This is a genomic window from Ferrimonas aestuarii (genome assembly GCF_005116665.1).
Classification (GTDB): Bacteria; Pseudomonadota; Gammaproteobacteria; order Enterobacterales; family Shewanellaceae; genus Ferrimonas; species Ferrimonas aestuarii.
In genome coordinates, this window is record NZ_SWCJ01000023.1 from 33,456 (window position 1) to 60,367 (window position 26,912).

The following is a 26,912-nucleotide window of genomic DNA, read 5'->3' on the forward strand; positions in this document are numbered from 1 at the left end:
TCCGAGCCCACATTGGGCTCGGGCTTTTTCTGTTAGGGACAGGGTGTGCGCCGAGTCATAGGGCAACCACTGCAGTAGGGCACGTCCTCCAGTCGAAATCGAAGGCAGCAGCCTCGGCGTTGTCCTTGGCGTGGTGGCGGCAACAGCAACCCTTGCATTGGCTCCGAGTTTCTTAAATCGCGCGTATAGAGCATCGATTGTCTTAACTGTTGGGCTTGCTCGCTCCCTTGTTGTTGCCAGAGCCAGTCTAGAATTGCCGCCACGTTGCCATAAAAGATGCGCGGAGTTAGCCCGGACAGGCTCGCTAAACAGTGGATAACCGGTTCAACCCAAGTTTCCATCACGTCGGTCATTATCTCGTGTGGCGTCAGTAGACTGCGTTGCCATTGGGCTTGAAATGCCACTGGTTGACCCGATTCAAATTGGGCTTGCAAACTCTTTGGTTTCATCTGGAATCGGTGGTTGATTGGCACCACGGCAGCGAGCGCCGCAGGCGGAAGCATTAGCCCAAAATACCATTGTGACCATAGGGATGCCGCGGACTGCATCAGTTGGTGTTGATTTTGTTCGTTTCTATCTTGATTAAAGTGATGGACGGCCTTTTTAATCGTTAACTTACTGGTAAAGGGGAGCCAGTTGTGGTGTTGATCTGCTTGCCACACCGATTCACAGTGCTCGGCGTAGCGACTCAATAACCGATGAACCGACACTGGAATCTGTGTTTTGGATAGCGGTGTGCCTAATTTCGCTTTAGCATCAGCCATAACAGGTATGGACCTCCAAGTAAGGTTGTGACCAATCCTGCCGGCAGTTGCCATGGGTAAATGAGGTATCGGCCAACCCAGTCGGCGCTGATGAGCAGGGCCATGCCAATCGGCATTGCCAAAATCAATTGATGCTGCAAACTGGCCGCACCAAGTTGACGGGCGATGTGGGGTGCCATCAGGCTGACAAAACTCATTGGCCCCACCGCCAAAGTCGCAGCTGCGCTGCAGGCTGCCACCAGAATCAACAGGGCTAAGCGAGAGCGATTAGGGGCAAAACCACTGTTTCGACTGATGCTGTCTCCCAGTGCAATGGCTTGTAGAGGGCGACGTGCGATCAAAACCAACATCAGCAATAGGGCTGCGGCTAGGGCGCAACTCAGTGCCAGAGAGGGAGAGACGCGATAGGTTGAGCCGCTTAACCAACTCATCAGGGCCACCGCTCTAGGATCCCCACTGGCGGTCATTAAGACCGCCAGGCCTTCCATCAATGCGGTTAGGGCGATGCCGGCTAAGATAAGGTGGCTGGCTTGATACTGAACTCGATGGCTCAAGGCAATGATCATTCCCAAAGCGATTAAGGCACCGAACGTGGCTCCCATAAGCTGAGCGGCGAGGCTGGCGGTGCCCAATCCGATCATCACTACGGCGATGCCAATCGCCGCCCCCGAGCTCACACCGAGCAGCTCTGGGCTGGCCATTGGATTTGCCAACAGTCTTTGCATGATGACGCCGGATGCGGCTAATAATAGACCTGCGCAGCCTGCTGCAGTCACCCTAGGCCAGCGCCAAGGCAATAATTCTCCATTGTCCAGTGACCAGCCTTGCAGTCCAAAGCCTGAGTAGAGTGCGGCAAGGGTTGCCAAGATCGTAAAGGCCATCGCCCCGAAGACTAACGCTTGCGGATGAGGGTGGTGCCAACTTTGATGGTGGTTGGTTTCCAGTTGTGGGGATAGCTTGGGCAATCGAGCTAATAGCAGCATCAACAGTGGCGCACCAAATAGGCCAGTAACCGCACCCGTTGGGATTTGGCTTCCAGAAATAGGCCCAACAAGCTGCAGGCAGAGATCGACGCCCCAAAGCGTCAGCGCGCCTAGTAGTGGTGACCACAGTAACTGATGCCCGAATCGATTGCAGCCGCAAAGCCTTGCTAGTGCGGGGGCTGCAAGTCCGATAAAGCCGATAACACCAACCTCGGCGACCACAATCGCGCTGAGGATTGCGGCTAATGTTAAGGTGGCGATGCGTAGGGTTCCCAACCTTACCCCAAGCGCGCTGGCGGCTTGCTCACCAAGACTGAGCAGGGACAATGGGCGAATTAGTACGGTTGCTCCTAGGGTCGCTGCGGCTAGAGTCAGGGCTAGCGTTTGGGCGGATTGCCAGCCATTTTGAACCAAAGAGCCTCCCCCCCAGATGAAGACACTGGCGAGTTGATCGTGCCGCATTAACAGCAGCGCAGAGCTGGCTGCGCCACAGTAAAGGCTAAGCAACAATCCTGCGAGCACCACTGCTAATGGTGAAAACTGCCGTCTCGAGGCGAGTGCCAGAGCCAGCGCCGCTGCAGCCAATGCGCCTATGATGGCGATGCTGTTGCGGCCAATTACCAATAGGCTTGGTGCGTATAGAGTGGCTAGAGTCAGACTCAGCTGGGCTCCGGCGGAGACACCAAGGGTGGATGGCGAAGCCAGCGGATTGCGAAGGCACTGCTGCATGAGGCATCCGCTGAGCCCGAGTAGCGCTCCCGCAATCAGCGCCACCGCCTGCCGAGGCGCCCAGCTGTATTGCAGCAGTAGTGTCTGCCAGTTTGTGGGGCTGACCTCCCACAGGGAGTCTAGAGAAAGCCCTGCTAGGTTGTGCTGTATTGACGCGGCTGTCATCAGGGCGATGGCCAATAATAGCGCGGTCATGAGTCGAGAGGCATGGTTCATTTGGCCTCCTCGGTCAACGCATTTACGACTAGCGTGGCCATACGTTGTGCGGATGGTAAGGCCCCAAACATCAGCACGACGGGTACCTTGTGGAAGCGTTTTTGCTGATACCAGGTTTGGTGTTGCCACAAAGGCGTCAGGCTAACGTTGTTGATGCCACCGTCGGGCAGCGGTTCGAGAAATAATACGCTGGCGCTGGTATTGGCATTTAGGGCATCAATGCTCTGGGCGCTAAAGCCCCAAGTGTTGGTAGGCTGTTGCCACGCATTGATGATTCCCAGGCGTTGAAGAGTGGCCTCGCCGAGGCTGTTGTCACCATAGATCCACAGGTGACGGTCATCGTGCAAACGCACCATATACAGTGGCGGCGAAATCGTGGTTTCAAGTCGCTTTCGTTGTTGTTCAAAGTGGCTGAGGGTATCCGCTATCAGGGCTTCAGCTTCGCGATTAAGCCCCAATATTTGCCCTAGCTCACGCGTCATCCGCTCCGCCTTGGTGATGGCATCACCGGTTGATTGATAGATGGAGAGACTGTGCACTGGTGCAATCTGGCTAAGAAGCTCAGTGAGATGCCCCTGGTAGGGGGTAATCAAGATGAGATCCGGTTTCAGTTCGGCCAGTAACTCCAGATTAGGCTCGTTGGCACCGCCAAGATCGACCATGTGTTCTGGAAGTCGGGGGTGTTCAACCCAGCGCCGATAACCATCGATGTCGGCGATGGCGATAGGGGGGAGCCCCATAGCGATGAGCGTAGTGGTGGTGGCGTAATCCAGAGATACGACTCGTTTTGGCAGGGTGGGAGATCCCCAACTGGCAGCGCAGAACCACAATAGTATTAAGGGCAGTAATCGTGATTTCATCGCAGTATTCCTACAGGCGGCTGCCCTTGGCGCTTAATTACCTCCATCGGCACGTCATAGATCTGCTGTAAGATCTCTGGCTGCATCAGTTGTTCTGGCGTTCCTTCAGCCACCAGCTTTCCGCCTTTTAGGGCCAATAAGTGGTGACAAAATCGAGCCGCCATATTGATGTCGTGGATAATGATAACGATGCATTTGCGCTGTTGTTCTGCAAGTCGCCGTATCAGGGCCAAAACCTCAAGCTGGTGGCCCGGATCCAGTGCTGATGTGGGTTCATCGAGCAGCATCACTTCGGTTTGCTGAGCGACCAGCATCGCCAGCCACAATCGCTGTCGCTCACCTCCGGAGAGGGACGCCATATCGGCATGCATCAGCGTTTGAGTATTGGTCATTGTTATTGCCTGCTCTATGGCATCCTGATCGTTGTGACTTTGTCGTCCAAGTAGCCCTTGCCAGGCATATCGACTCATCGCCAGCAGTTCGTGACCTAGCATGCCTTCAACACTAGGAAGGTGCTGAGGCAACAGAGCAACGCGGCGGGCAAATGCGCGGGTTTGCCACTGTTCAAGAGGGCGGCCATCAAAAAGGCATTGTCCCGTCGTTGCTTCCATCTGGCGCCCCAACACCTTCATGAGTGTTGATTTACCAGAGCCATTATGGCCAATAAGGCCGTAGACCTTACCGGGCAGTAGAGACAGTGTTAGCGGATGCACCAGGGATCTGCGATCGATGCTAACTCCCATGTCATTGAGCTCAAACAGAGTGTTAACCGGAGCTTTAGCGGGGTCAGCCACAGGGCTGACCACAGTGAAAAGGTGACGCTTAGCCATCAATTAGCCTCATTGCCTTCGCCCTTGGGGCCAAAGGCGGCGATGGGATTGACCAGTTGGCCTTGAAACTGGAGGCTGCCCGCGGGATCGGCTAGGTCGACCATCTGTTGGTTGTTGGCCAGCTGCAAGCGGTTAAGGCAGGAGTGTTCAAAATGATCGCTGAAGAGATCGTAACGACGAAACTGCTCACTCAATTGAGGCTGACTGGCTTGGTAGCTCAGGATGCAATCGGCAACGCTACTCCAGAACTCAGTTTCGTGGAAGTCCAGTTGGCGATGAAGAAGCGCCGATAGGTAACGGAAAAAGCCGTCGAAGATGTCGGTTTGAATCGACAGCGCCTTGAGCTCATCAGGCACATCAACGGCAATGCGGGCAATGCTTGGCGCGAGTACGGCGTCTTTGTTTAGTACCGCGCACTCCTCGGCAATGTCTTTCATAAAGCAGTATTTAGGAGTGTGGTTTTCTAGCACCAAAATCAGGTTTTCACCATGGGGCATGAACACCAAATCGTGGGCGTAGAAGCAGTGCAGCAGTGGCGTGAGATAGGCGTGAAGGTAACGCTCTAACCACTGTTTAGGAGGTAATCCAGATGCCTGAATCATCGCGACTACCAAGGAGCGGCCATCGTTGCCACAATGCAGCAGGCCGGCCATGGTCATCAGACGCTCTGTGTCTTCGAGTTTAGGGATGGGACTTTCTCGCCACAGCGCCGATAGCATTTTGTGCTGAGCGTCTCCCTTAGGAAGCCATTTTTGAAGCTGTGGACGTCGATAGCCTACGGCGGCGATCTCTTTGAGGACGCTAAAGCCGTTGGCATGCAATACTGGGTCGTGCTCAATTAGGGCAGCAATCCAGTCATTGATGGCAGGCGTCGCGTCCATGTAATCGGCAGACAGGCCACGAATAAAGCCCATGTTCAGGATCGAGAGTGCTGTTTTCACGTAGTGACGGTTAGGATGGTTACGGTTAAACAGCGTTCGGATCGATTGTTGAGGTTGATAATGGTCTTCACCAATCCCTAAGTACACCAGATCGTTGCTGGCTAGATCGGCGGCGAAGCCCATGGCTATTTTGTTGTGCCATTGCCATGGGTGTACCGGAATAAAACAATAGTCGCTGGCGTTGAGCTGGCGTTCGGCGAGCATCTGCTCGAATAGCCCAAGCTGTGTTTGCCCCAACTCTTGTTGCAGCAGTTGGGCTTCTGACAGGGTTTTGCTGGTGCTAATAACGCAATGTTCCCGCCGGGCGGCCAGCCAAATTACCTGAAACTGGCTACCTGCTTCTGGAGCAAAATCGTTGAAGTCTTGTTGACCAAAACCGATACGACCGTTATTGGCGATGAAGGCGGGGTGGCCTTCACTCATGGCCGCTTCCAGTGCTTGAAAATCGGCATTTATCAGGGTGTCGACCTCGCGTTCACCATGGGAGAGCTTATAGGCGCTCGCTCTTAAGGTGCTGGCGATCTCTTCCAAATAGAGCGGCAGTTGACGGTCATTGATACCTAAAACGTGTTGAAACTCGCCGATAAAGGCGATGGCATCTAAAGCTTGAGTGCCATCTTGGCTTCGTTTTTCGATGCTGTCTGGTTCAATCAACCAATGTTCCAAGGCCAATCGCTCTGCGCTAAAGCGATAATGGCCGGCATCAAAATCTATCTGGTAGCGGTCATCGCCAAGAGTTGTTGGTTGGAATAGGCGCTCGTGGCAGCCCTCACTGATGGCTTTGGCGATCAGGTGGCGGTTGGCGTGCTGCCAATTGGCGGTGGTAAGAAAATCGGTGGAGTGATTCATTGAGTTCCGAGTCCTTGGAGTGTGTTTTAAAGCCAATGATTGATGTCTTTGGCGGGTTAAAAACGCCAGATAGGCGTGTTTGTGCGCTAGCTTCAGTACGCGTTGGTAACGGAAGCCAGCTTGAGCGTTGAGTCGGTGAATGGCGCTGTTGTTGGCGTCAGGCTCAACAACAATGCGCTCGATGTGGGAATGGCAAAAAATAAACTGGATCAGACCATGGAAGACCTGCTTTCCAAAACCGGATATTGCGGGCTGCGGCGGGCCTAACAGAATGTGCATGCCGATGTCGCCCGGTTGCACAGGATAGTGTTGCCCAACGGCGTCCCTATTAGGGTTATAGAGTTCAAAAAGGGCTTTTGGGGTGCTGTCAATTTCAGCGACCAATAATTGGCTGTGTCCAGAGAGTTGAGTATATTCTTCGATCACTTGTTGCTGGTCACATCCTTGCATCCCCCAAAAGTGTGCGTAGTCTTGATTGACCCAGCTGGTTAGCCATGGGCTGTCATCGACAATGGAGAAATGACGAAGGCTAAGCTGCTGGCCACTGGATAAGGTTAATGAGAATTTATCGGGATTGAGGCTCGGTGCAGCCGTTGCTTTGGTGCGGAGCTTAGCGGTGGTCACAGTGAGACTCCTTTAAGTTGGTAGGGAGTGGGGTAATAAACCAGCGTTTGAATAGGAGCATGGTGAGCAGGAAGCCGGCGCCGGCAATGAGAAAGGTTGCTTGATGACCCAGTGATAACAGCAGTTCGCCAGCGGCATAGGCACCCACAAGAACACCAAGGCTTTGGAACAGGTGCAATAGGCTAAAGTCTCGACCATAGTCTTCCGCGCGGCTGAGGGCGAAAATCTTCAAGTCCAGTTTTACGGTGGCATGGAACAGGGCCCAGCCATAAAGCAAACGGCCTGCGATTACCCAATGGCCCTCAGGTTGTGCTTGCAGCATAAACCCCAGTGCTCCGATCAACAGGGCCGCTGGGATCCTTCCCAGAGCCACAAGCCAAGGAGGCTGTTGTGGTGACCGCTCAAGCAGTAACGCGGCAATGGCGATGGCGGCAGGGATGGCGAAAATGGCCGCCGCTCCCACCTCACTGGAATCTGGAGACAGCTGATGCCAATACTCAACGAAGAATGGGCGAATCAGATAGGCACTGAAATAAAATAGCCACATGACCAGTGCCAATTGCCCTTTGGCTAACGACCATACTGGATTCGCTGAGACCGAGGTTGCCGGTGTTGGCTCCGGGGTGGGACGAACACGCCAGATCAACCAGCCACATACCAGTGTTTGCAAGCCATCACCAACGGCCATCCACACAAAGGCATGGGTGGGGTCCGATAACTGCAATATGCTGCCGCCGAATAGGGCGCCGACAATGGCACCTAGGTGCACCACCACAGACAGTAAACCCACAGTGTGAGCTTGTTTTGAGCTGCTCTCTAAAGTCAATAAGTAGGGGTACACCAGCAGATAACTGGCTTTAAACAGCACCATCAGCCACCCGAGTAGCAACAGCGTATTCAACGTCTCTGCACTGGCGCAGGTCAGGCTGGCGAACAGTGCTGCCAGTTGCGAGATCATTAGCACTGGCAAGGTACCAAACTGCCGAGCAATTCGTGCCCATAGCGGCAGAGTGAGAATCACAATCAGGCAGCTGACCGCAAGATAACGGCTCGTCACTCGAGGATCACTGACGCCAAATACCGTCTCAAAGTAATGGGGGTAAAACGGCAACAGCATGGTGTCACTGATGACCGCAAATGCGGTCACCGTTATCAGAGCCCATTTGGCTGTTTGGTTTGGAGTCACGAATTGACTCCATTTAGTCCAAACTGTTGAAAAGCGATTTTTCGTTCTATGGGGTAGGGCTGCCATCCCAACAGTTGCTGCAGAAGTACGCTGTTTCGATAACAGGCCATCCCCAGATCTGGCGTGACAAACCCGTGGGTATGAAGCTCAGCATTTTGCACAAACAATCGTTGTTGGTCATCGATGGCATAGTGGCGACTAACGGCAAGGCGCTCTTGCCCATCCCAGTTGATTTGATCGGCGATGCCGCTCAAAAATCCCGGTAGGGCGCCGCGATAGCCAGTCGCAAAGATTAAAGCTCGGGTGGAAAGACTTCCGTGACTTTGCTGCTCTTGATGTCGCAGTTGCAGTTGGTAGCCGTTATCTTGGCGTTCAATCTTATCCACCGACGTGCTGGTCATCAGTGTTACTTTGGGCGCTTGATGCAGATCCATCTCGTACAGACGATCGAAGATGTCATTGATGAGATCGGCATTGATGCCTTTATAGAGATTTTGCTGCTGAGCGAGCAAATGCTCTCGAGTTTGTTCAGGCAGTTGGTGGAAATAATCCACGTACTCAGGAGAGGTCATCTCCAGAGTTAACTTACTATATTCGAGAGGGAAATAGCGGGGAGAGCGGCTGATCCAATCCAGATGAAAGTCTCCCTGGCGTTGCTCTTCGAGTAGGTCGTAAACGATCTCTGCGGCACTTTGACCGCCGCCAATAACGCTGATTCTGGGTTGGGTTAACAGCTGTGATTTCCAATTCAGGTAGTCACTGGAATGGATTGCATGGTCGCCTAGAGCATCGCAACCCTCGGGTATATGCGGGATAGGCCCTGTGCCCAGTACCAGCTTTTTAGCTAAGAACTGATCGGTTTCTCCATTAACCGGGTTAATCGTGTCGATGCAATAGTGTTGCTGTTTATTGTCAAATTCTACTTGGATGACGCGGGTATCAAACTTTAGGTTGCTTAGCTGACGGCACACCCACTGGCAATAGAGGTTGTATTCGCGGCGAAGAATGAAAAAATTCTCGCGAATGTAGAAGCGATATAATTTGCCCTGCTGTTTGAGGTAGTTCAAAAAACTATAGGGTGAGGTTGGGTCCGCCAAGGTCACCAGATCCGACATAAAGGGCGTCTGAAGGTGGGTTCCTTCCAGCATCATTCCTGGGTGCCAGTTAAATTCGCTTCGCTGTTCTAAAAATAGCGCGTCGGCGTTCTCCAGCGGTTGGGTCATTGCCGCAAGGCTTAAATTGAACGGTCCTAGACCAATGGCAATAAAATCATAAACTTTCATGGTGCTTCCTACAGGGTTTGTGGCTGGCGCTGCAATGTGTGGCCGTAGTGGCAAATCTTGTGAACCACGTTATGGATGGCTTTGATGTCGCTGGCAGGGTTTAGCAGAGTGAATTTTAAATATTGCCGACCCTGATAGCGTGTGGCGGCGATGACCGCCTCCCCCTGTTTAGACAGTTGTGCCTGTATGGCTAGGTTTAGGGCATCAATCTCGTCGGCCGTATTGCCGACATTGGGTAGGAAGCGAAACACTAAGGTGCTGATTTGAGGCTGATGTACTACTTCCAGCTCGGGATGAGACAGCAACAACCAATAGACTTGTCGAGTTAGGTGAAGTAACTGATCAAATCCTTGGCCGATGGCTTTTGCACCGAGCACTCTTAAGGTTAGCCACAGTTTCAACGCATCGAATCGGCGGGTGGTTTGCAGACTCTTATTGATAAGATCTGGGATGCCTGCTTGTTGCTGTCGTAATGGATTTAGATACTCGGCGTGATAGGTCAGGCAACCGAGTTGGCTGGCGTCTTTAACCATGAAGCCGCTGCAGGCCACTGGTTGAAAGAACGATTTGTGATAATCCACGGTGACCGAATCTGCACGGTCGATGCCATTGAGTTTATGAGAGAACTTCTCTGATACCAGTAACCCTCCACCGTAGGCTGCATCAACATGCATCCAGATATTGAGGCTTTCGCAAAGGGCGGCAATACCATGCAGAGGATCGATGCTACCAAAGTCAGTTGTGCCAGCCGTGGCCACAATGGCCATGGGGATCAGTCCCTGCTGGCTTGCTTGCTCCAGTTTGAAGGTCAGATCGTGCAGATCCATTTTTTGAAATCGATCGGCTTTCACCGTCACCACCGCATCAAACCCTAACCCCAGCATTGACGCGGCTTTTTGCACACTAAAGTGGCTGAGTTCGGAGGTGTAGATTCTCAGTTTATTGGCTTCTGGCGGCAGCCCCTGTTGATGAGGGTCCCATTGCCACTGTTGCTGGCAGATTCGGTGGCGAGCAAGAAGCATTGCCATTAAATTGGATTGACTTCCTCCTGAGGTGAACACTCCATCGGCGAGTGTTTTCCAACCGATTTTGTTGCAAGTCCAGTCGATTAGGGCTTGCTCAATTAGGGTGGCGCCCGCACTTTGATCCCAAGTCTCTACCGCGGTATTGAGGGCCGAGGCGATGGCCTCACCAACAAGGCTGGGTAAGGTGACTGGGCAATTGAGATGAGCCAGATAATCGGAGTGATGAAAGTGAACGGCGTCATTGAGATAGAGGCGGTTGAGTTCATCTAAGGCTGGCCGCCACTGGCCTAGCGGGGTGTCGAGATCGATTTGAAGAAATTGCTGGCTTAGGGCTTCCACCGAGATGCCGGTAAAGGCGCGGTCGGTACTTCGAATGTGTTGGCTAATTTGTTCAACGGCTTGCGCCATTAACGCTTGGTATTGATGTTGGCTATTGGCCGTAAATAGCGACTCTTTGAGAGTAGGAGAGAAGTCCGTTTCATTCGTGCTAGAGATCGCAGCACTTAATTTGTCCATTTGTTACCTCTTCATTGAGACTGCGAATGAGTTCCGTTATCATTCGCACTTATGTTAAATAAAATTCACTAAAGAAATCAATGGATGAGGGATAGAGAATGAATGGATATCAGTCGCGTCAACAGTCAAGACTTTGGATGGCCATGTTGCCAGCGATCTACCAGATTGCAGTGCCGACATCTGCGCATGCTCAGGAGGATGGCCGTGGTGATGACAGCAACATCGAAGTTATCGAGGTTCACGGAGCTGCCTATCGAACCACAGGCACCAAATCGTCTTTACGACCGCTAGAAGCTCCGATGAGTTTTGAGGTTTATGATCGCGAATTATTGGATCGTAGGCAGGTGGACACGGTTAATGAAGCTTTGCGCTACGTACCTGGAGTGACAGCTGAAAACCGCAGCAGCGTTAATATTTTTGACCAATATACCGTACGTGGATTTGAGACCTATCGTAATTTTTATGATGGCCTACCTTTGCAATACAACGGGTTATGGAATTTAGCGCCTCAAGTGGATGCGTATGCGACCGAGAGCATCGAGATTCTAAAGGGCCCCACGTCTGTACTTTACGGCGCAGCGCCTCCGGGAGGCATGGTGAATCAGGTGGCGAAAAAGCCTCAGTCTGATGCGATGACCGAAGTGCGTGGCAGAGCTGGCAGCAACAGCTTGTATGAGGTGGCATTGGACTCAACCGGTGCCCTGAGTGATTCGGTAAATGGTCGAGTGATCGCCTTGTATCGGGATCGCGATGGTCAGCAGCAAACGACTAAAGAGGAGCGTCGTTTTATTGCCCCATCCATTACTTGGGAGTTAGGTTCGCAGACCAATCTTGAATTAAGTGCTTACTATCAGGACGATCCGTCGATGGTACCCTCGACGCCCCTGACTTCGGTGGGTACGGTTTACAGCGCACCCTATGGCAAGTTAGACAGTGATGCTTATGCCGGAGATGCGAACTGGAATCAATTTGACCGACAGGTGTTGATGCTGGGCTCCAAGTTAAATCACCAGTTCAGTGATAGCGTCGAATTTTTGCAAAACTTCCGTTACACCGACGGGGACGCTTATCAGCGAAATATGTATAACTATGGTTTGGCAGCGGATCAACAAACTTTGATCCGCAGTGCTTACTTTACCGATGAAGCCATTGATGGCTATGTGATTGATAACCAAATCTCGTGGCTGGTTAGCGTTGGTCAAAGCGAGCATAAACTGCTGTTTGGGGTTGAATACAGCAGCCTTGATTCCAAAGTGACGTATGGCGATACACTGGGGCAAGCAACTCCTGGGTTAGATCTTGCCAGCCCCAACTACCGATTAATTGATGCTGCCAGTTTGCCGGTGGATTTTTACCAACAGAAAAATGATATTGAGCAGACCCAGTTAGGCATCTACTTGCAGGATGAGATTCGCTTCGAGTCGCTGACGATTGTTGCTGGTGCTCGCTGGGACAAGTACGAGAGTACGGATACTGCACAAAATAACTATGCGGGTACTGAGTATGGCAGTGTCACAGAGATCGATCAGGATGAACTCAGTGCTCGAGTGGCAGCCATCTATACCTTTAATAATGGTGTTGCGCCCTATGTGAGTTATTCAGAATCCTTCGAGCCAGTTTCTGGTGTCGACAGCAATACTGGTAATGCCTTCGAACCAACAACCGCAAGCCAGTGGGAAGTTGGCCTTAAATACCAAAGCAACTCAGCGGCGACCACCTTGACCTTGGCTGCATTCGATATAACCAAAAAGAACGTAGTGGTTAATACACCGGACTTTGGCAAATACACTCAAAATGGCGAAGTGCAGTCCCGAGGCATTGAATTGGCTTGGGATCAGCAGGTGTTAGAGAATCTGGATTTCACCTTTAACTACAGCTATCTGGATGCTGAAGTGACCGACAATCCACTCAATACCGCATTGGAAGGTAAGACTCCTATTTGGGTTGCAGATCAAACGGCATCGGCTTGGCTGGATTACTACCCAATGCCTGAAGTGCAATTGAGTACCGGTGTTCGTTACGTTGGTGAAACTCAGTTAGATGCGATGAATACTGATAGGGTTCCCTCTTACACTCTTTGGGACATGGCGGCATCGTATGACATAAGCGAACAGTGGACGGTAAACGTGTCGGCGAGCAATTTGTTTGATAAGCGTTATGTGGGAGCCTGCTTTGACAGCAACAATTGTTGGATGGGAGCGGAACGTAATGTTGAAGCTTCGATCTCTTATCACTTCTAACATTGCTTCGTACTAAGGTATCCGCAGCCTGGCCATGTAGCCAGGCTGTTTGTTTATGGCATCGTGGTATGGAGATTAAGCTTGAGACGCCTGTTGAAGAATGCGTTTTGATTGAGGCGATGTCGCGTCGGCGTTGTTGCGGTTTTGCTGGGCAACAAACTGAGCAAAGTCGGGAATAGCTAATGGTTTAGAATGGAAATAACCCTGGGTTAGAGCGATGTTTCTCGTTTTTACGAACTCGAGTTGCTGTGCGGTTTCAATGCCTTCTGCCACTAGTCGCACGTTTAGAGATTTCGCCAGTTGGCAGATGTTATCCACGATGCTGCGTTTTAGAGAGGGTTTCTCGACGCCAATAATAAAGCTTCGGTCAATTTTGATCTGATCCACTTTGATCGCCTGTAGCGTTTCCAGATTGGAAAAGCCGGTGCCAAAGTCATCCACTGAGACTTGCACCCCAAGAGCGCGAAGTTGGTCGACATTTTTAGCCAAGTTATCTAAGTTGCCCACACTTTTTTCGGTGATCTCCACGGTAAACCAAGGCAAGTAACGCTCAGGAACATGTCGATTAAGGTTTCGCTTCATGAACCCGCTTTCAATGTCTTCGGGGAAGGTATTGATGGCGACACGAACCTTACCCAGTAGGCCATGAAGTTTAAGCTCTTTAATCGCGGTTCGGGTCACCGATTCCGTTAGTGCTTCGCATAAACCATTGTCTTCCACCATGGGAATAAAGGTATCTGGTGATACGGAGTGGCCGTCTGCGGCATGCCAGCGGCACAGTACTTCACAGCCTATCACTTCACTGGAGGTGGTAGAGACGATTGGCTGATAGTGTAGGGTAAGCTCGTTGTTTTTGAGGCCGGCACGAAGCTGGTTGGGCAAACTGAAGATGCTGCTGTGAAGGTTACAGCCAGCACGATAAAACGCCCACATCACCATCGCCGTTAGCATCAGCAGAACCGTTAAGGTGAGCTGCTGCGATTTTACGTAGCTAAGAATATCGATGCTCACTAAGTCGCAGCTATTTTGAATAGAGCAGCGGGAAGCGATGTAATAACCGCCTTCAAACCAGCGCTCGCTGTTACCGCTAATGTTGATGTCATTTAACGGGTGCGTGTAAAAGGGTTTGACGCTAGTGAATTGGTTATTAATTAGGCTATAACTGGCATAATCAAGCCAAGATTTTGAAATGGTGTTGCTTAATTCTGGGTAGTCAAAAACGGCAATTAAATTGCCGGCACGAATTGCCGCAGTGCCTTGGGTTTGAATAACCTCAGTATTTAGGTCATTCAGGATCGCCGTTTCCGCATCAAATTGAACGTATTCAGCTGGCAGTGCCACTGGGTTCGCCAGTTTTCCCTCGTAGGAAGTACAGAGAATATGACCGTCTCGAACCTCAGCATAGTAGCTTAAGTATTTGGATCTGAAATCCGTTTGCCGAAGTTTACGTAAATTATCTGGATTGCATGCTGGCTGGGAGAGGGATTCACTTAACGGTTTGAGGAATTGATGAAAATCCCTCGCGATGCCAGTGCCTACTGTATCGTTGCGATCCAGCAGTGCGTCTTGAAACCGATGGGCAGATTGAGTCAATAGCAGCGCCAACAGTGGCACAATTATGAATAAGGATGCGATCGCAGCGCCAACGCCAAATTGCTTTTGCGATACATACAGCTTAGCCATAAATTCCCCTTAAAATCCGGGTTGTTTTTACGTTCGAGCGTTATAAAGGAATAATAAGGATTGCCTGTGTAGCGTCAATGTTGCTGAATGTGATTTTCGGAATTAATTCGTAAAAACATCAGTAATTCCAACCTTGCCCCTTTAAAGCCTTATTACTCGTTCTTGCTTTGTTTGATTTATAAGCGAACCGCTGTCAATTTTTCACAATGATGCGTTGACCTGTCTATAGCTTTACACTTTAAGCTTGCCTCTATTGAGTTAGAAGAGTCTGGTGTATGTATCGAATTTCTGAGTTAGCGAAACGGTGTGGTTTAGCGCGCTCCACCTTGCTGTATTACGAAAAGCAGGGCTTGCTAGAGGGGCGTCGTCGTGAAAACGGTTATCGGTATTACGATGATAACGATCTGCAGCAACTGTTGCTGCTGCAAGAGCTTCATGAAGCAGGGCTGAGCCTAAAAGAGTGTCAGCAGATGTTGACCCAAGGCGTTGACCGAACCCTACTGCATCAGCGGCTAACGGCTCTTGAGCAGGAGATCACTCGCAAACGCAATGCGTGTCAGCTCCTTAAAGGGTTATTGGGTCAGTCCACCGAAGGCATTCGAGCTTTCCACCAGCGGGCCGAACAGTTGGCTCCAATGGCCCACAGCCGTTGGCTCGAGGTGGAGGGGTTTGATGAGGCGGAGTCCTTAAGGCTTAAGTGGTTATCAAAAGACGTGGCGACACATCAACAATATATGAACGATTTTGAACGAATTTTCATTGGCTTGGAGCGCCATGGCCCCGGCACCGATGCCGACAGCCTGTGGGCGCTGAATCAAGTTGGCATTGCGCCTCAATCTATTCTGGATATCGGCTGTGGCCCTGGGGCGTCGGCGCTGCTGCTGGCAAAACAGACCCAAGCTCAAGTGATAGGCGTTGATACCTTTGAGTCCAGCATTGCCAGCTTCAGAAAACGAATTGAAACCGAGGGACTGCAGGCGCAAGTGAGCGTCGTCAACGCCAGCATGACCAAGTTGCCCTTTGATGCGGGCAGTTTTGACCTTATCTGGTGTGAAAATAGCGCTTACATCATGGGGTTTGAACAGGCACTGCAGCAGTGGCAATCCCTACTAAAACCGCAGGGGTATTTGGTGATAAGCGATCTGGTGTGGCTGAAATCCAGAGATGAGGTTGAGCCCGACATTCGAGACTTTTGGCAGCAAGGCTATCCGGATATGCAGTCAAAATCGGCTCGACTGGCTCAGTGTCACCAGCATGGGTATGAGCTCATTGGCCATCGGCTGTTGGGCAAGGCCGCCTGGCAGGCGTTTACCCAGCCGGTGGCTCAGCGTGTTGAGGCGTTGGCTGTCGAGCTCGACGGTTCACAGGCGCTGGTAGATCAGCGACACGAACTGACTGTCCTAGACCGTTTCGACGGTCAATTTACTTATATGATCATGGTGCTGAAAAAGGCGCCAAAGCAAGGAAAAATCTGATGCAGATTCGACATGAACGCCAAGGTGACGAGCAAGCGATTGCCGAGCTTACCTATCAGGCATTTTTAAACCACCCTCACCATGAACCAGGAGCACTGCCGACTGAGCATCATATTGTAGAGCGACTGCGTAGCGGTGGCGATCTGATGTTGTCATTGGTGATGGAGCTTGAGGGAGAGATTGTGGGCCACGTTGCCATCTCACCCATTAGCATTGCGCAAAGTCAGGGCAACTGGGTGGGATTAGGCCCCATTTCGGTGTTGCCGCAACATCAGGGGCTTGGCATAGGCAAAGCGTTGATGAATCAAGCGTTGGAGCAGCTTGAGCAGCAAGGCATCGCTGGGGTTGTCTTGATTGGCGACCCAGCCTATTACAACCGTTTTGGGTTCAATGATCAGCATCATCTGAGCTATCTGGAGCTACCGAAGCAGTTCTTGCTGGCCAAGTCGTTCACAGCCAGCGAGGCGAGGGGTGAAGTGGTGTATTCAAAAGCCTTTGGCTAGTTTTATACCCGCTTAACTAAAGAACCAGCCATTTTCGATTGTTTAAATTGCCTCACTTTTCGATGCTCAATGTGTTGTTAGAACCACGAGCAATGGCATTGAGCGTTTAGATTGCGACAATTTACTCGGCGCACTAAGTTGTTCACCTTCTTAATTGAATTGGTACTCGCGATGACTGTTAAGGCATAAAAAATCGGCTCCAAGTTCACTTGGAGCCGATTTTTTATTCTAGGGATAGCCGTTAGCTTTCTGCTTGTTGCAGCTCGCCAGTGGCTTCTACTTGGCCACTCATCATCTTAGTGATGAGCTTTGATGCCGCAAAGGCCACCGCCACCAATGCGATGGCGGCAATGGTGAAGGCGCCGAAATAGTTACCGTACAGGCTTTGGGCCAACGATTGGGTCAACTGTTGGCCTGGCTCTAGCGCGATGCCGGTTGAGAATACCGCACCCACAACGCCAGCAAGGGCGGTGGCCACGGAGAACAGGCTCACTGAGAACGCTTCAATGTGCTTGGGCGCCGCAGACAAAATAAAGGCCACCACTAAGCTGCCTACAATCACTTCCGCCAACGCTTGGAAGAAGTGGATGGCGAGGAACACCTCTGGGCGAACCACCACATCGTCACCGATAAACATCACCGCGGCGGTCAAAATGCCGAAGGCGATGGCGGTCATGATGAACGCAAACCCCACCTTGGTTGCGGTGGAGAAGTGGATGTCTTTTTTCTCCAGAGAGGTAAACACCAAGGTGATCAGTGGCCCGCCAACCATACACCACAGTGGATTCATCGCCATGGCCGCTTCCGGCATCATTGGAATAAAGCCAAACAGATCACCCTTCATGGTGTTGATGGCCACCAAGTTCATGGAGGTCATCATCTGGCCGTAGTACACGAAGAAGGCGATGGTCAGGGCCACCATAATCAGGATGGCGCCCATGTTCTTGGCCTCTTGTGCTTCGGCCTTGGTCATCAGGTAGGCAAAATAGCCTAATGCGGCGATGCCGATGGCGTATACGATGTTTTTGCCCATCTCCATGTCAGAGAACATGTAGAACACCAGCGCAATCATGGCGATGGAAACTGCGATGAACTGAATCCAGTTCTTTTTCGAAACCGGCTCGTTGTCCAGTTTTGGGCTCACACCCAACAGGCCTTTTCGGGTGATCAATAGCAGTACAAAGGCCAACGTTGCCATGACGCAGGAGATCAAAAAGCCGCCATTAAAGCCGATGTACGCCACCAGAGGTGGGAACAGATATTGGCTAACAAAAGCGCCCATGTTGTTGATGGAGTAGTTTACCGGATAGCCGTTTTCGAAGGATTCTTGGCTTTCAAAGGTACGCTTGAACAGAGGCTGGTACGCTGGGAACATTAAGCCTCGGGCGTAACTGGCGACTGCAATACCCGCCAAAGACATGGGCACGTTGTGCATCGATGCGCCCAATACCAGTAAAGCGTAACCAGTGCCAAAGCTGATAAAGGAGAGCGTTAGGGAGCGATAGGCACCCAGAAAACGGTCAATAATAAAGCCACCGGCGATGCCAAATAGTGGGCCTACGGCGGAGAATGCGCCAACCACCATCAGGGTGTCGGCTTCCGAGTATTGCAGTGTTTCAAGAAAAAAGCGGGTCAGGATGATCATCACTCCGTAGAAGGAGAGGCCAAACATCATTTGGCAAAACATCATCGACTTATTGAGTCTGTTCCACATAGTCACGTCTCTAAATTTTTATTGTTCAATTCCATTGCGCTGGCCGTTTTATGGGGTACGGCTCTTTGGGCGCGCGAATGGTATCACTGCCTAGAGAGGATGCTCTAAGCTTGAGATCGCAAAAATGACCTAGGCTGCGAACTTGAGCCCAGTAAAAATGGCAACAAGACGTTACAGGTTGGTAAAGAACGGCAGAATTAGTTACGCCAGTGGAAGCTTGACTTATCGCAATTGCGCGACGGTTTTGTGCAGTTCAGAAGCTCTCCGTTGTTTTGAATCAAGGTCGCGCTGCTTGAAATGTCGATATATTTCAAGCAGCGCGGTATTCGCTGTGCCGCAGCCGTGAGTGAGACGATTAGCGTTCGCCTTGAATTTCAAACTCGTCAAATACGAGCTTGGCGCTGCCATCCGCCTGCAGTTTCCAATGCTCTTTGTGCACGACGCCGAAGGCGTTGTTCATGGTCCAGGAGGAGGTCAGTAGGTAACCATCGTCGCCTTCTGGAGTCCATTGTACATTTTGGTAATCCACATCTTTAAAACCCTGATCGATGATCTGCTGCCAAAATGCCTGAATCTGTTCACGGCCGGTAAAGCTGCCCATCGGGCGGGCGATCATGGTTGTGCCCTCAGCGTATTGGGCAGCGCAGCCTGCAGCGTCTTGATTATTGAAGGCCTGTTGCCAGGCGGTGATTCCCGCTTTGCATGCGTCGAGTGTGGTCATAATGGCATTTCCTAGTTTGGTGTTGCTCAATGTCAATGGCGGTAAGTGTAGGGCTGATTTTTACTTAGAAAAACGGGATAATAAAAACTTACTGTTTCACAAGATCGAACAATTGAGGCGGGGATGAATAAACTCAGACAGATGCAGCTGTTCATGACCATCGTGGAGGCGGGATCCATCACCAAGGCTGCCGACCGCGCAGAACTGTCAAAATCGGTTCTCAGTCACCATTTAAAGCAGCTTGAGCGCCAACTTGAGGTTACCTTGCTTAAGCGTACGACTCGCAGACAATCGTTGACGGTGGCGGGTGAGCGTTTCTATCAGCACTGCCGCAAGATGAATCAAGTGGCGGAGCAGGCGTGGGATGAAGTGCGCGCAGATCAGCGCATTCCATCGGGTAAACTGACGTTGACGGCGCCCCATGCCCTGATGAACGCCGTTGTTACGCCAGCGCTGGTAAAGGCGTTTGCTGACTTTCCACAGTTGTCTCTGAATCTAGTCTGTGAAGACACTCAGTTGGATCTGATGGCCAGCGGCATCGATGTGGCCATTCGGGTCGGGCAGTCGCCGGACAGCAACTACCGACAAAAACGCATCGGTGGATTTCGTGAGTGGCTGTGCCAGCCAAGTGGGGCAGACATCGAACTGGCCAGCGCTCCTTACATCGCCAATCACTGGCAAGGGGCGCACATTGAGCATGAGTACAGGGACGATGGAGGAAAGTGTCAGACGCAGCATTTTACCGCCGCTCATCGAACCAACACCGTGCATCAAACCTTAAGTCTGATAGAGCTTGGTTTGGGAATTGGCCTAATTCCGGATCTGCTGATGGCGTCACATCAAGGGGTTGAGCCAGTAAGTCCCGCCATTGGCAACTCGCTTAGTGTGTATGCGCTGCATCCCTATCACAGTGCGGTGCCCAAATCGGTTTCCATGGCCATTGAAGCCATCGAGCAAGCTCTGAAGACTCCGGTTGCGGCGCCCGTAGGTTGCTGATAAATCCGTGATGCCAAATCGAAGCGCTGCGACTCAGTGGGACAAAGGTCAAAATTTGTGAAGCCAATATTAAGGAGAAGGGCGGAGTTGGTAACAACATGAGGTAAGGTGTCACATCGCCGCCAACGTAGCGGCATCGCTCTAACACAACATTGGACGACCCCATCATGACCACCACCGCTCAGCCTAAGGTGAGTTTTCCAAAGAACTTTTGGATTGCCAACGGCGTTGAACTGCTTGAACGTGCCGCGTATTACGGCGTATTTATTGTAATTACTCTTTATCTTTCTCGAATTCTTGGCTTTTCTGACGTCGAAGCGGCGTGGATCTCCGGTTCGTTTTCCGCAGGTTTGTATCTGCTGCCAACCTTTAGCGGTGCCATCGCCGATAAGATAGGTTTCAGGCACTCCCTGATGCTGGCGTTTGGCTTGCTTACCATTGGTTATGCCAGCTTGGCGTTTCTGCCACTGGCGCTGGAAGCGCAAGGGCTGGTGAGCTACGGCCGCGAAGTGGTGTTCACTGGACTGATGGAGGCGGACATTCGCTGGGCCATCGTACCGGTGATGGTCATCATCATGATTGGTGGCTCGTTCATCAAAGCGGTGATCACCGCTACGGTGGCCAAATCCACCAGTGCCGAAACCCGGGCTAAGGGATTTTCCATCTTCTATATGATGGTGAACATCGGCGCTTTCTCCGGTAAAACTGTGGTGAAACCCCTACGTGAATCCATGGGTGATCTGGGGCTGATTAACCTGAATTACTTCGCCGCGACCATGACTGGCCTGGCGTTTATCGCCATTTTCTTCTTCTTTAAAACCTCGGATCGCAGCGACGAGCAGCGCACCTTCGCCCAGGTGTGGGAAGGCCTGACTCGGGTACTCGCCAATGGCCGATTGATCACCTTGACCTTGATCATTACCGGCTTCTGGATGGTGCAGCATCAGTTGTACGCCACCATGCCTAAGTACGTACTGCGCATGGCCGGCGAGAGTGCTTCACCTTCTTGGTATGCCAACGTTAACCCATTTGTCGTGGTGCTGACCGTTGGTGCCGTGACCGCTTTGATGCGTCATCGTAGCGCGCTCACCTCCATGACCGTGGGCATGTTTATTATGCCGGTATCGGCATTGATGATGGCGGGCGGTAACCTACTTGAGGGCACCGTTGACCTTGGCTTTATGCAGATGCACCCCATCGCCTTTATGATGATTGTGGGTATTGTGTTCCAAGGGTTGGCGGAAAGCTTTATTTCACCTCGTTTTCTTGAGTACTTTAGCCTGCAAGCCCCCAAGGGCGAAGAGGGGCTTTATCTAGGCTTCTCCCACTTACACTCCTTTATCAGTTCGCTGCTGGGCTTTGGTCTCTCCGGTTATCTGCTCAGTGCCTACTGTCCAGATCCGCGTTTGTTCGAAACCCATGAAGCTTGGGCTGCTGCCGCCAGCAACGCCCACTACATCTGGTACTTCTTTGCCGGTATTGCATCGGTGTCAGCGGTATCGCTGATCATCTACGGTAAAGTGATTAAGCGTTTGGATGCGCGTCAGCCGCAACTGGCGACAGACAACGCCTAAATCAAAAAGCGCCGCAATTGCGGCGCTTTTTTATCTGCGAATTAGCCGCAGCATTTCTTGTATTTCTTGCCGCTGCCACAGGAGCAGGGATCGTTTCGTCCTGGCGTTTTGTCAAAGGTGGTGGTTTGCGGCTTATTGAGCATGGCATCAAGTTCATCGATCGCTTCAGGTTGGCTGGCATCCACCTCAATGTTGGCAAACAGCTGATGCTGTTTCAGTAGCGCTTCAATTTCGACTTGGCGGGCTTCGCTGGCAACGCGCAGCGTCAATGGCTTCTCTTCAGAGCCAAGTTTCACTTCCCGTTTGGTGTTGTAACCAAAGCTCTCATATTTTGGTTTTTTCTCGATTCGGCCTTTGTAATAAAACTTCGACATGGGGCACCTTTTAGGGGAGTTACTGGCTAAAGGGGCGCTAGAGTAGCGACTCCTTCGAACAGGTGCAACCAAGCCAGTGAATTACTGCGTTTTTGCTCACTGCCGTGATTTTTGTCATTGACTGATTTACCTTCGACCAAGGACCGTTTTTTGTATATAGGGATAATAATGAGAAGGGCAAAAACAATACTGGCGACTGCACTCCTTGGCATGGTGGCCATGCCAACGGTATGGGCGCAGACGCTACTGATTAAAGCCGATGCCTTGGTTGACGTTGAGCAGGGGCGGTTGGTGGAATCGCCTCAGGTTTTGCTAGAGGGGAATCAGATCATCGCGGTTGGTCGTGACATTAAGGTACCGCCTGGAGCCAAGGAGCTTAATCTTGAGGGACACACCCTGTTACCTGGGCTGTTTGATATGCACGTGCACATCACCGGCGACTCCAACAAATTTGGCTACCGCCGTCTAACTGTCACCGTACCTGGTGCGGCCATCACCGGCGTTGCAAATGCCAAAAAGACCTTGGATGCAGGCTTTACCTCGATTCGAAATCTAGGGGCACCGGGATTTGCCGATGTTGCCTTGAAGGAGGCGATCAACGCGGGAGAGGTGCCCGGGCCTCGGCTATTTGTGTCTGGACCCGCCCTTGGGATCACCGGCGGCCATTGTGACAATAACTTTTTACCCTATGAGTATCAGGTGAAATCGGAAGGGGTGGCGGATGGCCCTTGGAAGCTAAGGGAGAAGGTACGGCGCAACCTAAAGTATGGTGCGGATCTGATTAAGTTCTGTGCCACCGGTGGCGTGATGTCAAAAGGCACCAAAGTGGGGGCTCAGCAGTTTGCTCAAGAGGAGATGAACGCCATTGTGGCAGAAGCCAAATTGGCGGGCGTCACCGTTGCGGCTCATGCTCATGGCACCGACGGCATCAAAGCTGCCATTCGCGCAGGCGTAGACACCATTGAGCATGCCAGCTTTTTGGACGATGAAGCCATCGCGTTAGCCAAAGAGTATGGCACGACACTGTCCATGGACATCTATAACACCGAGCACATCCTATCAGAAGGCAAAAAAGCGGGGATGTTGGAGGAGAATCTCGCCAAAGAGCGCAGTGTGGGTGGTCGCCAGCGGGAGAGTTTTCGCCGCGCCGTGGAAGCTGGTGTCAATGTTGTGTTTGGCTCCGATGCCGCCATCTATCCTCATGGACAAAATGGTCGTCAATTTTCCCGCATGGTGAAATTTGGCATGAGTGAGATGCAGGCACTTCAGGCCGCGACCATTAAGGCGGCGACCGTTTTGAAACAGCAACAGCAGTTAGGTTCCATTGAGGTGGGAAAGTTGGCTGACATCATCGCCGTTAAGGGCAACCCTTTGGAGGACATTAGCCTAATGGAACGGGTGAGTGTCGTGATCAAGGATGGCCAGATCCATAAGGCGCCCGATTAAGGCGATGGTGGCGTTAACCTTTGGGTGGCTTGTTGCGTGATCTGTTCACATAGCGCCTGAATGTAATTGAGCCTGACGGAGTCCGGGCGAACGGCAGCGTACAGCTGCCGTTTTAGCTTTGGCGCCAGAGAACGGCTAAACAGCAGCCTTTGTTGTTCATACCCACCGAGTACCCATTCGGGCAGAGCGGCAATGCCAATGCCGGCGGCGATCATCTGCAGCATCTCTGAGGTGCTATTGACCGGTTTCCAGCGCTGCGGAGCGGCCTTGGGCCAGTGGCTGATCAGATCCAAGCGTGATTTTGGTACCGGATAGTGCAGTAGCGTCTGGTTCTGCAGTTGTGACGCGCTTATCTGTGACTGACTGGCAAATTCACTTTGGGGAGGCAAGGCCATTTTGACCTCAAACTCAAACAACCTAAGGTACTGCACATCGCCCCGAGCTTGCACCTCTGAGGTGAGCACCAGATCAAGATCGCCCCGAACCAAAGATTGAATGGCATCAAAGCCAGATGGTGACACCAGATCCACATCAACCAAAGGCCACTGCTGCTGATACTGTGCCAAGCGGGGCAGCAGCCACTGGTAACAGGAGTGGCAATCGATGGTCAGGTGTAACCGTCCACCTTGAGGGGATTGCAGTTGAGTCAGTGCCTGCTCTGCCTCGATGATTCGCGGCAGAATCTGTTTGCCCAGCTCAAGCAGTTGCTGGCCCGCGTGGGAAAACCGGATCGGTTGGCTTTTGCGCACGAACAGCCTCTGTCCGATGCGCGCTTCAAGCTCCTTAAATTGATGGGACAGCGCCGATGGCGTCAGGCACAAGCGGGTGGCGCAAGTCTGCAGTGACTGGGTTTCCTCAAGCAGCACCATGCTGCGCAAATGCTTAATCTCAAACATGAAACTTGTTTAACCGCCTCGTGAATCCTTTTCAATTGTGAATCTGAGCATACTCATTGATATTGGACGTGTAAACATCTGGACGTCTAAATTAAAATGAGGAAGCGTTATGGCACAGGCACACATCTTGGGGTATCCCCGAATTGGTGATAAGCGACAACTGAAACGGGCATTAGAGCGTTATTGGCAGGGCGAGATCGACCAGACTCAGTTGCAGGCAGTGGGATCAGAGCTTCGTCATCGCCATTGGCAGCAGCAGAAACAGGCAGGGCTCGATTACGTAACCGTGGGCGATTTTGCGTGGTATGACCATGTGCTTGCCACCAGCTTGCTGCTGGGTGTGGTGCCTAAGCGTCATCGTAAAGAGACCATCGATCTGCAAACGCTGTTTGACATTGCTCGTGGCAGTCAAGATGGGTGCTGCAGCGCCGCGGCATCGGACATGACTAAGTGGTTTAATACCAACTACCACTATTTGGTTCCGGAATTTGAGCAATACCAAAAGTTTGAATTGAGCTGGACTCAGCTGTTTGACGAGGTGGAGGAAGCGCAGGCCGCAGGTCACCGAGTGAAAGTTTCGTTGCTGGGGCCACTAACCTATCTGTGGCTAGGGCGCTATGATGGCGAAAAGCTCAGGTTGTTGCCGGAGTTATTGAGCACCTATCAGCGACTGTTAGCGAAGCTCAAGCAGCAACAGGTTCAGTGGGTGCAGATTGAGGAGCCCATTTTAGCGTTGGAGCTGCCACAGGAATGGCAAAATGCTTTTATTCCGGCATATCAACAGCTTCATGGGCAATGCAAGTTACTACTGACCACCTATTTTGATGGCCTAGGGAGCCATTGGTCGTGGTTGGAACAGCTGGCGGTGGATGGTATCCATCTGGATCTGGTGGCTGGTGACGTGGATGACCAGCAGTTGCTGGGCCTGCCACGTCATTGGGTTATCTCTTTGGGCATCGTTAATGGCCGCAATGTGTGGGCGGCGGATTTGGCCAAATGGCTTGCCCGTTTATCGCCACTGCAGCAGCAACTTGGGTTTCGTTTGTGGCTGGGCAGTTCCTGTTCGCTGCTGCATGCTCCAGTGGACCTGGAGTTGGAAACCGAACTGACTGACGAGCATCGCCAGCGCTTTGCCTTCGCCAAACAAAAGCTGGATGAGTTGGTGCTGCTTAAGCGCGCGCTGGCAGGGGAGAGCGAGGCGATCGCCGCTTGCCAGCAGCGTTCACAGAGGTTAGCAGCCAAGGCTCCAGCCCCAGTGCCTGCCAATACTCAAGCTGTGGAGTCGGCTGTGAGGCCATTGAGTTATGCCGAGCGTAGCCCGCAACAGCAGCTTAACTTACCGCTGCTTCCAACGACCACCATAGGCTCGTTTCCACAAACCAACGCGATCCGAGCCACTCGGGCCGACTTTAAGGCTGGCCGTATCGCCGAAACCGAGTACCGGTTGCAGATCCAAAGCCACATTGCCGAGGCTATCCAGCGTCAACAGGAGATTGGACTGGACGTATTGGTACATGGAGAAGCCGAGCGTAACGACATGGTTGAGTATTTTGCTGAGCACCTCCAAGGCTTTGCGTTAACTCAGTTTGGCTGGGTGCAAAGTTACGGCTCCCGCTGCGTAAAGCCGGCCATTGTGGTCGATAACATCAGCCGACCTGAGGCGATTACCACAAGTTGGACTGGCTATGCACAGTCGCTGACTGACAAACCGGTAAAAGGGATGCTGACTGGGCCGGTGACCATCATGGCGTGGTCGTTTCCTCGAGAAGATCTGTCCCGCCAGCAGATAACCGAACAGATCGCCCTGGCACTAAGGGAAGAGGTCGGTGATCTGCAGCGCTCAGGAGCCCGAATTATTCAGATTGATGAGCCAGCGATTCGCGAAGGGCTGCCACTTAAGCGCAGCCAGTGGGGTGACTATCTTGACTGGGCCGTGGGCAGCTTCAAACTTGCGGCGTCCTCAGCCCTGCCACAGACGCAAATACACACTCATATGTGTTACAGCGAGTTCAATGACATTCTGCCTGCGGTGGCCGCGCTGGATGCAGACGTGATTACCATTGAAACTGCACGCTCGGAGATGGCGCTGTTGGATGCCTTTGGCGAGTTTGATTACCCTAATGGCATCGGCCCAGGGGTGTATGACATCCATTCGCCCAATATTCCCAGTGAGCAGGCTATTACCACGCTGTTGAAAAAAGCCTTGCAGCACATCCCGGCAGAGCGGCTGTGGGTGAATCCTGATTGTGGATTAAAAACCCGCAATTGGCAGCAGACCGAAGCGGCATTAACGGTGATGGTGCAGGCGGCAAGTGCGCTGAGACGACAGCTAAAGCACGAACAAAAAGCGTAAAACCATGTGTCGTCCTGAAATGCGTTGACACTTTTCAGTTAGAGCCAGTTGCATCAGCAACTGGCTTTTCCATGCACCTCGTTTGGGGTTTTCATTCCCAGGCTAAGGTGCGGTCTCAAGTTGTTATAGGT

General features: G+C 51.9%; 20 protein-coding genes. 7 read left to right on the forward strand and 13 right to left on the reverse strand.

Going from position 1 to position 26,912, the window contains the following annotated elements:
• Positions 1-32: 32 nt before the first annotated feature.
• From fhuF to FCL42_RS19690, 8 genes are read right to left on the reverse strand one after another with little or no spacing between them, the layout of a single operon-like run.
• Positions 33-764, reverse strand: coding sequence for a siderophore-iron reductase FhuF (gene fhuF / locus FCL42_RS19655; RefSeq protein ID WP_169308466.1), 732 nt, complete (start codon positions 762-764; stop codon positions 33-35).
• Positions 740-2,692 (reverse strand): Fe(3+)-hydroxamate ABC transporter permease FhuB, encoded by a 1,953-nt coding sequence (gene fhuB / locus FCL42_RS19660; protein ID WP_136865137.1) that lies wholly within the window; start codon positions 2,690-2,692, stop codon positions 740-742. Before fhuB ends, fhuF begins: the two co-directional genes overlap by 25 nt.
• Complete coding sequence (locus FCL42_RS19665) at positions 2,689-3,552, reverse strand: ABC transporter substrate-binding protein (protein WP_136865138.1); 864 nt, start codon at positions 3,550-3,552, stop codon at positions 2,689-2,691. The genes fhuB and FCL42_RS19665 overlap by 4 nt, the downstream gene beginning before the upstream one ends.
• On the reverse strand, positions 3,549-4,382 hold the full coding sequence (locus FCL42_RS19670) for an ABC transporter ATP-binding protein (protein ID WP_136865139.1): 834 nt from the start codon (positions 4,380-4,382) through the stop codon (positions 3,549-3,551). The genes FCL42_RS19665 and FCL42_RS19670 overlap by 4 nt, the downstream gene beginning before the upstream one ends.
• Positions 4,382-6,796 (reverse strand): GNAT family N-acetyltransferase, encoded by a 2,415-nt coding sequence (locus FCL42_RS19675; protein WP_136865140.1) that lies wholly within the window; start codon positions 6,794-6,796, stop codon positions 4,382-4,384. Before FCL42_RS19675 ends, FCL42_RS19670 begins: the two co-directional genes overlap by 1 nt.
• Positions 6,783-7,982 (reverse strand): MFS transporter, encoded by a 1,200-nt coding sequence (locus FCL42_RS19680; protein ID WP_169308467.1) that lies wholly within the window; start codon positions 7,980-7,982, stop codon positions 6,783-6,785. The genes FCL42_RS19675 and FCL42_RS19680 overlap by 14 nt, the downstream gene beginning before the upstream one ends.
• A complete protein-coding gene (locus FCL42_RS19685) occupies positions 7,979-9,265 on the reverse strand; it encodes a lysine N(6)-hydroxylase/L-ornithine N(5)-oxygenase family protein (RefSeq protein ID WP_136865142.1) in 1,287 nt (428 codons plus the stop codon). Before FCL42_RS19685 ends, FCL42_RS19680 begins: the two co-directional genes overlap by 4 nt.
• A gap of 8 nt (positions 9,266-9,273) precedes the next feature.
• Positions 9,274-10,806, reverse strand: a complete 1,533-nt coding sequence (locus FCL42_RS19690; RefSeq protein WP_136865143.1) for a pyridoxal phosphate-dependent decarboxylase family protein — start codon at positions 10,804-10,806, stop codon at positions 9,274-9,276.
• A 98-nt stretch (positions 10,807-10,904) separates the two neighbouring features.
• Between FCL42_RS19690 and FCL42_RS19695 the strand changes: the two genes are divergently transcribed.
• Positions 10,905-13,046, forward strand: a complete 2,142-nt coding sequence (locus FCL42_RS19695; protein ID WP_136865144.1) for a TonB-dependent siderophore receptor — start codon at positions 10,905-10,907, stop codon at positions 13,044-13,046.
• Between the two features lie 75 nt (positions 13,047-13,121).
• On the opposite strand, the gene FCL42_RS19700 is transcribed toward FCL42_RS19695, so the two are convergent.
• The gene (locus FCL42_RS19700; RefSeq protein WP_136865145.1) at positions 13,122-14,729 is read right to left on the reverse strand and encodes an EAL domain-containing protein; all 1,608 of its coding nucleotides are present in this window, start codon (positions 14,727-14,729) and stop codon (positions 13,122-13,124) included.
• Positions 14,730-15,004: 275 nt separating this feature from the next.
• On the opposite strand from FCL42_RS19700, the gene FCL42_RS19705 reads away from it, so the two are divergent.
• Both FCL42_RS19705 and FCL42_RS19710 read left to right on the forward strand, forming a co-directional pair.
• Positions 15,005-16,204, forward strand: coding sequence for a MerR family transcriptional regulator (locus tag FCL42_RS19705; protein WP_136865146.1), 1,200 nt, complete (start codon positions 15,005-15,007; stop codon positions 16,202-16,204).
• Complete coding sequence (locus FCL42_RS19710) at positions 16,204-16,707, forward strand: GNAT family N-acetyltransferase (RefSeq protein ID WP_136865147.1); 504 nt, start codon at positions 16,204-16,206, stop codon at positions 16,705-16,707. The genes FCL42_RS19705 and FCL42_RS19710 overlap by 1 nt, the downstream gene beginning before the upstream one ends.
• Before the next feature lie 241 nt (positions 16,708-16,948).
• Here the strand turns inward: FCL42_RS19710 and FCL42_RS19715 are convergent, their stop codons facing one another.
• Both FCL42_RS19715 and FCL42_RS19720 read right to left on the reverse strand, forming a co-directional pair.
• Complete coding sequence (locus FCL42_RS19715; RefSeq protein ID WP_136865148.1) at positions 16,949-18,421, reverse strand: peptide MFS transporter; 1,473 nt, start codon at positions 18,419-18,421, stop codon at positions 16,949-16,951.
• Between the two features lie 355 nt (positions 18,422-18,776).
• Positions 18,777-19,142, reverse strand: coding sequence for a YybH family protein (locus FCL42_RS19720; RefSeq protein ID WP_136865149.1), 366 nt, complete (start codon positions 19,140-19,142; stop codon positions 18,777-18,779).
• A 123-nt stretch (positions 19,143-19,265) separates the two neighbouring features.
• On the opposite strand from FCL42_RS19720, the gene FCL42_RS19725 reads away from it, so the two are divergent.
• Positions 19,266-20,138: a LysR family transcriptional regulator gene (locus tag FCL42_RS19725; protein ID WP_136865150.1), complete on the forward strand. Its 873-nt coding sequence runs from the start codon at positions 19,266-19,268 to the stop codon at positions 20,136-20,138.
• A 167-nt stretch (positions 20,139-20,305) separates the two neighbouring features.
• A complete protein-coding gene (locus FCL42_RS19730) occupies positions 20,306-21,712 on the forward strand; it encodes an MFS transporter (protein WP_136865151.1) in 1,407 nt (468 codons plus the stop codon).
• A 41-nt stretch (positions 21,713-21,753) separates the two neighbouring features.
• Here FCL42_RS19730 and FCL42_RS19735 read toward each other — a convergent pair whose 3' ends face one another.
• Positions 21,754-22,086, reverse strand: coding sequence for a PBPRA1643 family SWIM/SEC-C metal-binding motif protein (locus FCL42_RS19735; RefSeq protein WP_136865152.1), 333 nt, complete (start codon positions 22,084-22,086; stop codon positions 21,754-21,756).
• 168 nt (positions 22,087-22,254) lie between these two features.
• On the opposite strand from FCL42_RS19735, the gene FCL42_RS19740 reads away from it, so the two are divergent.
• Positions 22,255-23,532, forward strand: a complete 1,278-nt coding sequence (locus FCL42_RS19740) for a Xaa-Pro dipeptidase (RefSeq protein ID WP_205729305.1) — start codon at positions 22,255-22,257, stop codon at positions 23,530-23,532.
• Here the strand turns inward: FCL42_RS19740 and FCL42_RS19745 are convergent.
• On the reverse strand, positions 23,529-24,428 hold the full coding sequence (locus tag FCL42_RS19745) for a LysR substrate-binding domain-containing protein (protein ID WP_136865153.1): 900 nt from the start codon (positions 24,426-24,428) through the stop codon (positions 23,529-23,531). The two genes, FCL42_RS19740 and FCL42_RS19745, sit on opposite strands and share 4 nt — an antisense overlap.
• A gap of 109 nt (positions 24,429-24,537) precedes the next feature.
• Here FCL42_RS19745 and metE point away from each other — a divergent pair, with 109 nt between their 5' ends.
• Positions 24,538-26,781, forward strand: a complete 2,244-nt coding sequence (gene metE, locus FCL42_RS19750; protein ID WP_136865154.1) for a 5-methyltetrahydropteroyltriglutamate--homocysteine S-methyltransferase — start codon at positions 24,538-24,540, stop codon at positions 26,779-26,781.
• Positions 26,782-26,912 lie beyond the last annotated feature (131 nt).